Here is an 8,978-nt window from a genome sequence, read left to right on the forward strand (position 1 = left end):
CTACAATCGAGTCGAGTGGGCGGCTCGAGTGAACTGCTTCAATGAGACCGGGGGGGCAACATGAATGACGGCATTGGCAAGCTGATTCTGCGTTTGGCGCTGGGCATCCTGATCCTGCTGCACGGCATAGCGAAACTCAAAGGCGGCGTCGGCGGCCTGACGGGCGCGGTTACCGGTGCCGGTCTGCCGGCCTTCGTCACTTATGGTGTCTATGTGGGCGAGGTGCTCGCGCCCATTCTGGTGTTGCTCGGCTGGTACAGCCGCATCGGCGCCGGGCTGATCGCAATCAACATGCTGTTCGCGTTCGCACTGGTGCATCGAGGCGACTGGCTCGCGCTCAGTAACACCGGCGGCTGGGCGCTCGAACTGCAGGGAATGTTTCTGTTTACGGCGATCGCCCTGGCGCTGCTCGGGCCAGGGCGATTCAGCCTGAATGACAAATAACCAACTCGATCGACCCAACTCGATCAATTATGGGATTACGGCACCGTGACCGTTTCGTCGGGCAGCGCCGGCGTATTCACGGGCAGTCGCCGTACGCGCGTCGCCTGTTCGAAGCTGTAACCCAGCGCCAGCAACTTCGGCTCGCTGAAAGCCGGGCCGAAGAACGACATGCCCACCGGCAGATCGTCGGTGGTGAAGCCGGCGGGCACGATCAGATCGGGATAGCCGGTGAGATTGGCGATATTGGTCGCCGAGTTCACATCGGGTGGCGGAGTGTCCTGCGAGATGAGGGTAGGGCGGCGCGGCGACGTGGGATAGACGATTGCGTCGAGTTTCTCGGCGGCCAGCATGCCGTCGACCACGGTTCGTACCATCGGCAGGGCGTAATCGCGGACCGACAAATAACGGTAGTCGTCGAGCTTGCCGCTTTCCGCCTCTTTCTTGAACAGCGTCCAGCGCACGGGGTTCGGCCCGCCGCCGCCGGGACGCAGCGATCTCACCTCGTTGGAACGCTCGATCAGTTGCTCTAGGTTCTTTGGATAGCCGGCACCGGTGGCCGCGAGATACTCGCCGATCTGTACGACGAATTCCGGGCGGCGGACCGCCGCATAGAAATCCTCTTTGCTATCCAGCAGCCACTTGGGAAAACGCACGTCGACTACGGTCGCGCCGGCTTTGCGCATCGACTCGAGGGCCGATTCGATCACCCAGTCGACGTCTTGATCCGTGCCGAGGAAATCGCGTGCGATGCCGATGCGCGCGCCTTTCAGGGCATCGGCCTTGAGATAACGAGTGTAGTCGGTGACGGATTTTCCTTTGCTCTTTTGGGTCGCCGGATCGGCGGGGTCCACGCCCGTCATGATGCCGAGTGAGACGGCGACGTCATAAACACTGCGTGCCATCGGGCCGCCAGTGTCGAACGTGAGTGAGAGCGGAATGATGCCGTCACGGCTGAGCAGTCCGTGCGTGGGTTTCAAACCTACGATGCCATTGGATGTCGCAGGTCCGCGGATGGAGCCGCCGGTGTCCGTGCCCAGGCCAAGTGGCGCATACGCCGCTGCAATTCCGGCGCCGGTGCCGCCCGATGAGCCGGAGGGCGTGCGCCTGAGATCGTGAGGATTGAGCGTCTGGCCACCGAGCGAGCTGTGCGCGGCTCCCGAGGCGAACTCGGACAGATTGACCTTGGCGAGAATGATCGCACCGGCATCGCGGAGTTTTTTGACGACGTACGCATCGTCCTTCGGCACCCAGTTTTCCAGCAGCACCGAGCCGCCGGTGGTGGGCATGTCGAACGTATCGAAGTTGTCTTTCAACAGTACCGGTATGCCGTGCAACGGCGAGCGCGGGCCTTTGCTCTTGCGCTCGGCATCGAGCGCGCGGGCGGTCTCGAGCGCCTTCGGATTCAGCGTCAGCACTGCATTGATTTTCGGCCCTTGCTTATCGTAGGTCTCGATGCGGGCGAGACAGTGCTGCACCAGTTGTTCGGAGGTGAGCGTTCCGGTCTTGAAGGCCTGGTTGAGATCGCTGATCGTCGCCGAGTCGAAGTCGACGGTCGCTGCGGGCAGGCAGGCGGTGTAACCGATCAGCAACGCGGCCAGCGTTGCCAGGCCGAACGAACGATGCAATCGCATTGGAACTCCATGAAGGGTGTGGTCTTTTGCGGCGAAAGCAGGATGCGTGCCAGTAAAAATCAATCCACGCGAGCGGCAATTCGCGCGGTTTTTTATCGCGTGAGGGCGTTTGTGAGCAGACGGATTGCCGCGCGCGAGGACTATGCGCGACTGCTGCGCCACGAACGAGCGTCGTTGGCCCCGCGTGCACGGTGACAGGTCGCGAGATCATTTATCGCGATGCTGACTCAGATGATTGCTACGTTCACCGCCGGCAGCGGGCCGAGTTGGAACGAGTAGGTATCCCCTGCGACCGCGAACCTGGTCGGGATGATGGAGCCGGTCATGATCCACTGACCGGGTCGCAGTGGCTGTCCCGCGGCTTGCGCGAAACGAGCGACCCAGGCGAGCACCCACAGCGGGCCATTCATCACGTCGTTGCTGGAGCCGGTCGCGACCGGTTCGCCATTGACCAGCAACTGGCCCTGCAGGCTGCGCAGATCGCCAAAGGCCGCGGCCGAGGTGGCTTCGCCGAGCACGACACCTCTGTTCCAGCTGTTCTCGGCGGCGATGGAGCTGGCTTCGAGATGGGCGTAGTCGGCATCGCGATCGTCGATGATTTCGAACGCGGCCGCGATGGCGTCGACGCACTCGATCAAATCGCGGACATTGGCCTGCGGCCGCCAGGCGGGCACTTCTTTGCCGAGGCGCAATGCCAGCTCGCTTTCGATGCCCAGCCGATGAAACTCGGACTTGCGCAGCGTCGCGCCGCTCGCATGCACCGTGCTTTTCAGAATGCGGCCGGCGATGGGCTCGCCGACACCGCAGAACTTCTGCATTTTCTCGGTGGTGAGGCCGATCTTGTAGCCCGCGACGCTATCGCTGCCGGAACGAAGCGCGCGCGCCAGGATTTCATCCTGGATGGCATAGGCTTCGTCGAGTGTCGCCGGGCGACCGTCGAAGCGATACAGCTGGAATCGGGTGCGATTCCTGACATGGGTTTCGAACTGATCGACGACCGCGCGCACCTGATCGGCTTGCATTCTTCGACCTCGACACAGCAGGCTTCGGCAAAGGTTGCCGGGCACTGTAGCACAGGCCATTTAGGAAAAATTTGTGCTACCGGGACAGTACACTCGGCTCGACACTCGAGGAGCGCGCATGGCCGCTTACATGATCTGCACGATGAAGGTCCACGATCCGGTCACTTTTCGAAAGTACTCGGATCACACGCCCAAGACGCTGCTGAAATACGGGGGGCGATTTCTGACGCGCGGTGATCAGGTCACGACGTCGGAAGGCCAGAGCTTCACCGAGCGCATGGTGATCCTCGAATTTCCAGACCGCGCCTCCGCTGAGGCCTGGTACAACGATCCCGAGTATCAACGACTGTCCGAGTTCCGGCGCGCGGCCACCACGGATGGCCGCATGATTCTTCAGGAAGGCCGGCCCGATCAGGCCTCGCCGGATCCTCGCGTCTGATTTCCGCCAGAGGTTTGTTATGGATTTGAAGATATCCGGACGCCGTGCACTCGTTTTCGGCGCGTCCCAGGGACTCGGCAAGGCGGTCGCGCAAGAGCTGATTGCAGAAGGGGTTCAAGTCGCTATCGTTTCTCGCGATCCCGCTCGGATCGCAGCGACCGCGGCTGAGATCGGCGCCATCGGCATTGCCGGCGATGTTTCCGTGCCCGGCAATAGTGAAGCTCTGGTCGCCCAGGCTGCGAAGGCTCTTGGCGCACCCGTGGACATCTTGGTGACGAACACCGGCGGGCCGCCTGCTGGTTCCTTCGAACGCCTGTCCGCCGCCGATTGGCAGAAAGGTTTCGACAATCTGTGGATGAGCACGGTGGAAAGCATCCTCGCCGTGTTGCCTCATATGCGGGAACGCAAGTGGGGCCGTATTCTCGCCATCACCTCGATCGCCGCCCGCGAGCCGCAACCGAGCCTGGTGATATCAAGCAGCTTGCGCGCCGGTCTGCTGGGACTGGTCAACTCTGTCAGCCGGGATGTCGCGAAAGATGGCATCACGATGAATGCGCTACTGCCGGGCTACACGGCAACCGAGCGCCTGACGGAACTGGGCGTCGACGACGCGACCATGGGGCCGAAGATCCCCGCCGGTCGCATCGGCAGGCCCGACGAGTTCGCCGCCCTCGCGGCCTTCCTCGCGTCGGATCGCGCGTCGTACATCACTGGGCAGGCAATTGCGGTGGATGGCGGGCTCTTGAACTCGATCTGATCCCGCTTCGACGGTGGGTGGGGCAGGGGCGCGGCATTGGCGTATCCTGCGCCCCCATGTCGTCGGCTCAAGATAAAGACCTCGTTCTCAACCCCATCGGCATCGTCCGCACGTCGCTCGTCACCAAAGTCGAAGCGGCACGGCAGCCGCGGGCCGCGCAGGGCGCCCCTGCTCGCATCGAGCTATTCCCCGGTCGAAACTTCGAGCACGCCCTCGAAGATCTGTCGCGCTGGCCATTGATCTGGGTGATCTTCTGGTTTCACCACAATCCCGGCTGGCGCCCCAAGGTGCTGCCGCCGCGCAGTACTTCGGGACGCAAAGGCGTGTTCTCCACGCGCTCGCCTCACCGACCCAACCCCATCGGCCTGTCCGTCGTCCGGCTGGAGAAGGTGGATGGTTTGAATGTTCACGTTCTCGATGCCGACATGCTCGACGGCACGCCCGTGCTCGATCTCAAACCGTATGTCGCTTATACGGACTCCCATCCCGATGCCGGCAATGGTTGGCTCGATGACGCCGGCAGCTCGCCGGGCTCGACTCAGCCGGTCGATCCGGTGTCTGCATACAATGTGACATTCCTGCCGCTGGCCATCGAACAAGCGCTTTGGATCGAGACGCGAACCGGGCTCGGTATCGAGGAACGAATTCGCTCCACCCTGATGCTCGGCCCGGAGCCACACCCCTATCGACGCATCCGTCGGACCGCCGAAGGTATGCAACTGGCGGTCAAAGAGTGGCGTGTTCGATTCAGCGTCGAAGGACGCGACGTGCGCGTGCTCGCGATTGTCTCCGGTTTCCGGGAGTCGCAGCTGGTGGGTGAAAGTGACGATGACGTGCTATCGACCCATCGGGAGTTTCGTGAGAAGTGGTCAGGTCGCGTTAGCTGACATAGCCAGCGCACGGCGTCAGATTGTTTGCCGAATAGGCTGTTCTAGTGAGCGCTGCCCAGGGCCGCTTCAAACACAACTTCGCCGGTGACAGCGTTAACGAACACCTCCTTGGACAGAGGTCCACCGTCCCTGGTCAGGTAGGTGATGTTCACGGCCCAAACCAGTGCGGCTGCATCACTTTCGGGGCCGCCTGCGTAATAGACAAGCGCAGGATCGTTCACAATGTCCGCACTGTTCTCTTCGCTGTCCTTCTGTGCTACGACGTATGTCTTGGCTCGCTCGGCGGCAACAGACGACAGGATGAGCGGCGCAGGAGCAAGGCCACGGTCAGGGAGAAAGTGTGAGGACAAACCGCGAATGTTCCCCGTCGCCTGATGGAATTCGATCGCGAGCCCCCCGCCGTGAACGACAGGAATTCCACGGATCGATTGCGTGAGAGCGATCGTTCGAAGCCCTGGCAGAGAATCGAAGACGGTCCTGACCGTGAACTGCTCGGTGCCAACGGCCATGAGCAGGTCGGATAAGTCGCGGAGTACCTGCGGAGCCGGATCCCCCTCTGCCAGATTCTCCACGCCGGTGAGCTTGAACCCGGTATCGCCGTTCTTCGCGAAGACATCGCGCACCGCGCCGCGCGTTGTGTAAGTAACATCGATTCTGTTCGGAATTCTCAACAGGGCTTGGTACTGCCGATCGAGCAGTTCGTTGCTGAAGGCCGTTGTGCTCTGGCGACTAGGAGGTTCTGCCAAAGCATCGAGCGGAGCTGGCAAAAGCGCAAAGATGAGAACGGCGTGAGCGTGCGTCCACTGTCGCATGCCAGACTCCTGCTCACATTTTCCGTAGAGGTGATGCTGCGAGCAACGTATGTCGAGTACGGTTACGCTGTCAATGGAGATGGACTTCTGGCCGCGAGCGCGATTGTTACTGCAATGAACCGAACGAGCGAATCCATGCCGAGCTTCTGTTGTTGAGAGGAAGCTGGCAGCATGCGGTCGAGCCGACGACTACGGGGGCGTCGTCGGTGGAGCCGTCTGAAAAACTCAGCTAGCCTTGGCATTTGCTGTCTGATCGCCAGCCAACCGCCCCAGTGGCAGGATTATCAAACATGACCGCAACTGGTTCAAAAGCTCATCCGGCACGCGTCACTTCGAGGCGATCGTTCCTTACCGGGATCACAGCCGCGCTGGCGGGTTTCGCCGTCGACGATGCCTTTTCTGTTTGTTATCTCGTGATCGGTTCTAGTAGATCGCAGCAGGGAAATCGTCATGCTTGACACAACCTCATGGTTTCACAAGATCTGCGTCATCGAATCACAACACGATGGCGAGCTAAGAATCGGGAGGAAGCTCGTTGATGGTGCGCTCTTCGTCGCAACCTTGAAGCGTCCTGAGCTGAAGGTCGAGTACCGAAATCCACGATCCAAAGAAGAACTGTTTCGCGTACTTGATCTCATCGAGAATGAGGCGAGAGAACAGGGCATATATCCGATGCTTCATTTTGAATGTCACGGATGTCCAGACGGCTTGGAGCTGGGGAATGGCGATCTGGTTGGCTGGGATAGTCTCAGGGATATTCTTATATCGATCAATCGTGCGTGTCGATCGAACCTTGTGATTGCAGTAGCAGCGTGCGACGGTGCGCATCTCATCAAAGCCGCGACTCGGCTAGAACGTGCACCATTCTGGGCCCTGATCGGGACTGAAGGTGCCATTGCAGCGGGGGCGCTCATGGACGATTTCGATGCTTTCTACACGACGTTATTCGAGTCGCTTGACGGCGATGCCGCGCTTGCAGCCCTTAATAGAGGGATACGAGGTGACTCCAGGCGATACAAATTCTTGACGGCAGCGGGATTGTTTGTGCGAGCCTACAGGAGATATCACGAAAGGTACTGCATAGGAAAGGGTAGGCGGGCCCGAATCGAAGATCTCGTTAGTCAGGCCATGGAGAGGCAAACCATTCGACGAATGGGTATTGGCGCCGTTCGCAAACTCGTCAAGCAGCAGCTATCACAAGAGGAGATGTATTTCGAAGCCAAGAAGAGAAAGTTCTTCTTTGCTGATGAGTTTCCGGAGAACGAAGCCCGGTGCTCGTTCACGCGTGAGCAGGTGCTGGGTACTGGCACATGAGGGGTGGGTTTACGTGCGTCGAATAGTCATGACCTTATTGTGGCGAGGTCGCTCCTGGCCGACAGCAGCCGTCTAAATTGGTCACGATTCACATCCCTCTCCTAAGCACTTCGCGCGCCTGTCATCTCGCTACTGAATACACTCAACCAACCCGCGCGTGAATCCCGCGGCACGCACCGCGCATCATCGTGCGCAAGCAAGTCAAAAACATTAGAGTCAAAGTGGAAACTTCGGCCTGTTGTTATATACAGATAGGCCACGCCGAGCTAGGATCAGGTCGTGCTTGAGCCACAAGGCCGCGCGGTGCATTGGTGAGTCGGCGGCGCAGCTGGATCTGGTGGCGCTGAGGCCATTGATCGATGCAATCTGCCAGGGGGACGGGTTGCGTGGGACTCCAAGCGACTATCCGCATCAGGTCAGAGAGCCGACGCCGGTGTACCACGCTTAGCGGACGAGTGTTGAACGTCCTCTGCCGCCGAGAGCGGTGCGGCGGCAGAGGGGGGCAACGATTCGAGAGAGTTTCGCGGAGAGCACACGATGATGATCTCGCAAGATACTCACGAGGCCGAACGGCGCAAAGCCGAGTGGAACCAGGCTCGCTTCGCCGAGCGAAAGTCGCTCGAAGACCTCGGTTACCAGATCATCGAACTCGCCGGCCACTTGAACGCCGCGAACTATCGCTTCCTCAGGCTCATCGCCGAATGGGACCGCCGCAAAGGCTGGGGCGGCGACGGCGCGACGCAGTCCTGCGCGCATTGGCTCAACTGGAAGTGCGGCATCGACATGGGCGCAGCGCGCGAGAAAGTGCGCACGGCGAATGCACTCGCGAACCTGCCGAAGATCGCCGCGGCGATGGAGCGCGGGGAGCTGAGCTACGCCAAGGTCCGCGCGCTCACGCGCGTCGCGTGCCCAAATACTGAGAACACGCTGCTGGACTACGCGATCCACGGCACGGCAGCGCACGTTGAGCGAATCGTGCGTGACTTCCGCCGCTGCAAGGAAGCCGAGGAACTATCGCGCGATGCTCAGCAGCAAGCGAATCGCAAGCTCACCTGGTTCCATGATGAAGACGGCATGCTCGTGATCAAAGCGCGCCTGCCACCGGAAGCCGGGCAAATATTTATTAAGGCGATCGAGGCCGCCCAGGAAGAAATCCCGGCAGCGGAAATTTCCGCGGAAATGATGGGATGGACTCCCCCTGGTCTTCGGCATCATTGTGCCAACTGATGTTGAGGGTCAGTACGCCAAGAGGAGTCCGCCATGCATGCTACAACCTGTGCTGTGGATCTCGCAAAGAACGTGTTCCAGCTGGCGTTTGCCGATGCGGATTGGAAGCCCTGTGGCACGCAGCGTCTGACACGAGCTCGGTTTTCTCACTGCTTCGACAACAGCGCGACGTCGTTAGTAGTCATGGAGGCGTGTGGCAGCGCGCATCATTGGGCCAGACAGATTAGCGCCCAGGGGATCGAGGTGCGGTTGCTGCCGGCGCACTATGTCCGCCGATATCGGGTGCGCAATAAAACCGATGCAGCGGATGCGGCAGCACTGCTGGAAGCGGCGCGCTGGCGCGGACATTCAGCCGGTGCAGATCAAGTCCGTCGAACAACAGGCTTTACAAAGTCTGCACCGCGCGCGTGCCTTATGGATGAGAGACCGAATTCGGCAGATC

The 8,978-nt window shown here is 60.5% G+C and carries 9 protein-coding genes and 1 pseudogene; 7 read left to right on the forward strand and 3 right to left on the reverse strand.

What is annotated here, in order from left to right; genetic code table 11:
• Nucleotides 1-60: 60 nt before the first annotated feature.
• On the forward strand, nt 61-444 hold the full coding sequence (locus tag D0550_RS23420) for a DoxX family protein (RefSeq protein WP_116811616.1): 384 nt from the start codon (nt 61-63) through the stop codon (nt 442-444).
• A 35-nt stretch (nt 445-479) separates the two neighbouring features.
• On the opposite strand, the gene D0550_RS23425 is transcribed toward D0550_RS23420, so the two are convergent.
• Both D0550_RS23425 and D0550_RS23430 read right to left on the reverse strand, forming a co-directional pair.
• On the reverse strand, nt 480-2,075 hold the full coding sequence (locus D0550_RS23425) for an amidase family protein (RefSeq protein WP_116811617.1): 1,596 nt from the start codon (nt 2,073-2,075) through the stop codon (nt 480-482).
• Nucleotides 2,076-2,302: 227 nt separating this feature from the next.
• Nucleotides 2,303-3,097, reverse strand: a complete 795-nt coding sequence (locus D0550_RS23430) for a 2-keto-4-pentenoate hydratase (RefSeq protein ID WP_161965998.1) — start codon at nt 3,095-3,097, stop codon at nt 2,303-2,305.
• Nucleotides 3,098-3,215: 118 nt separating this feature from the next.
• On the opposite strand from D0550_RS23430, the gene D0550_RS23435 reads away from it, so the two are divergent.
• From D0550_RS23435 to tsaA, 3 genes are read left to right on the forward strand one after another with little or no spacing between them, the layout of a single operon-like run.
• Nucleotides 3,216-3,536 carry a DUF1330 domain-containing protein gene (locus D0550_RS23435; protein ID WP_116811619.1) on the forward strand — a complete coding sequence of 107 codons (321 nt, stop codon included), beginning with the start codon at nt 3,216-3,218 and terminating at the stop codon, nt 3,534-3,536.
• 19 nt (nt 3,537-3,555) lie between these two features.
• Nucleotides 3,556-4,293, forward strand: coding sequence for an SDR family oxidoreductase (locus D0550_RS23440; protein ID WP_116811620.1), 738 nt, complete (start codon nt 3,556-3,558; stop codon nt 4,291-4,293).
• Nucleotides 4,294-4,349: 56 nt separating this feature from the next.
• The gene (gene tsaA, locus D0550_RS23445; protein ID WP_116811621.1) at nt 4,350-5,180 is read left to right on the forward strand and encodes a tRNA (N6-threonylcarbamoyladenosine(37)-N6)-methyltransferase TrmO; all 831 of its coding nucleotides are present in this window, start codon (nt 4,350-4,352) and stop codon (nt 5,178-5,180) included.
• A gap of 44 nt (nt 5,181-5,224) precedes the next feature.
• On the opposite strand, the gene D0550_RS23450 is transcribed toward tsaA, so the two are convergent.
• Entirely contained in the window at nt 5,225-5,995 is a 771-nt protein-coding gene (locus tag D0550_RS23450; RefSeq protein ID WP_116811622.1) for a hypothetical protein, read from the reverse strand.
• Nucleotides 5,996-6,445: 450 nt separating this feature from the next.
• Between D0550_RS23450 and D0550_RS23455 the strand changes: the two genes are divergently transcribed.
• The 3 genes and pseudogenes from D0550_RS23455 to D0550_RS23465 form a co-directional block, all read left to right on the forward strand.
• Nucleotides 6,446-7,309: a hypothetical protein gene (locus tag D0550_RS23455; RefSeq protein ID WP_116811623.1), complete on the forward strand. Its 864-nt coding sequence runs from the start codon at nt 6,446-6,448 to the stop codon at nt 7,307-7,309.
• Nucleotides 7,310-7,846: 537 nt separating this feature from the next.
• The gene (locus D0550_RS23460; protein ID WP_116811624.1) at nt 7,847-8,536 is read left to right on the forward strand and encodes a DUF222 domain-containing protein; all 690 of its coding nucleotides are present in this window, start codon (nt 7,847-7,849) and stop codon (nt 8,534-8,536) included.
• A gap of 54 nt (nt 8,537-8,590) precedes the next feature.
• A pseudogene (locus tag D0550_RS23465) lies at nt 8,591-8,978 on the forward strand (hypothetical protein); the annotation flags it as partial.

This window comes from Steroidobacter cummioxidans (genome assembly GCF_003104955.1).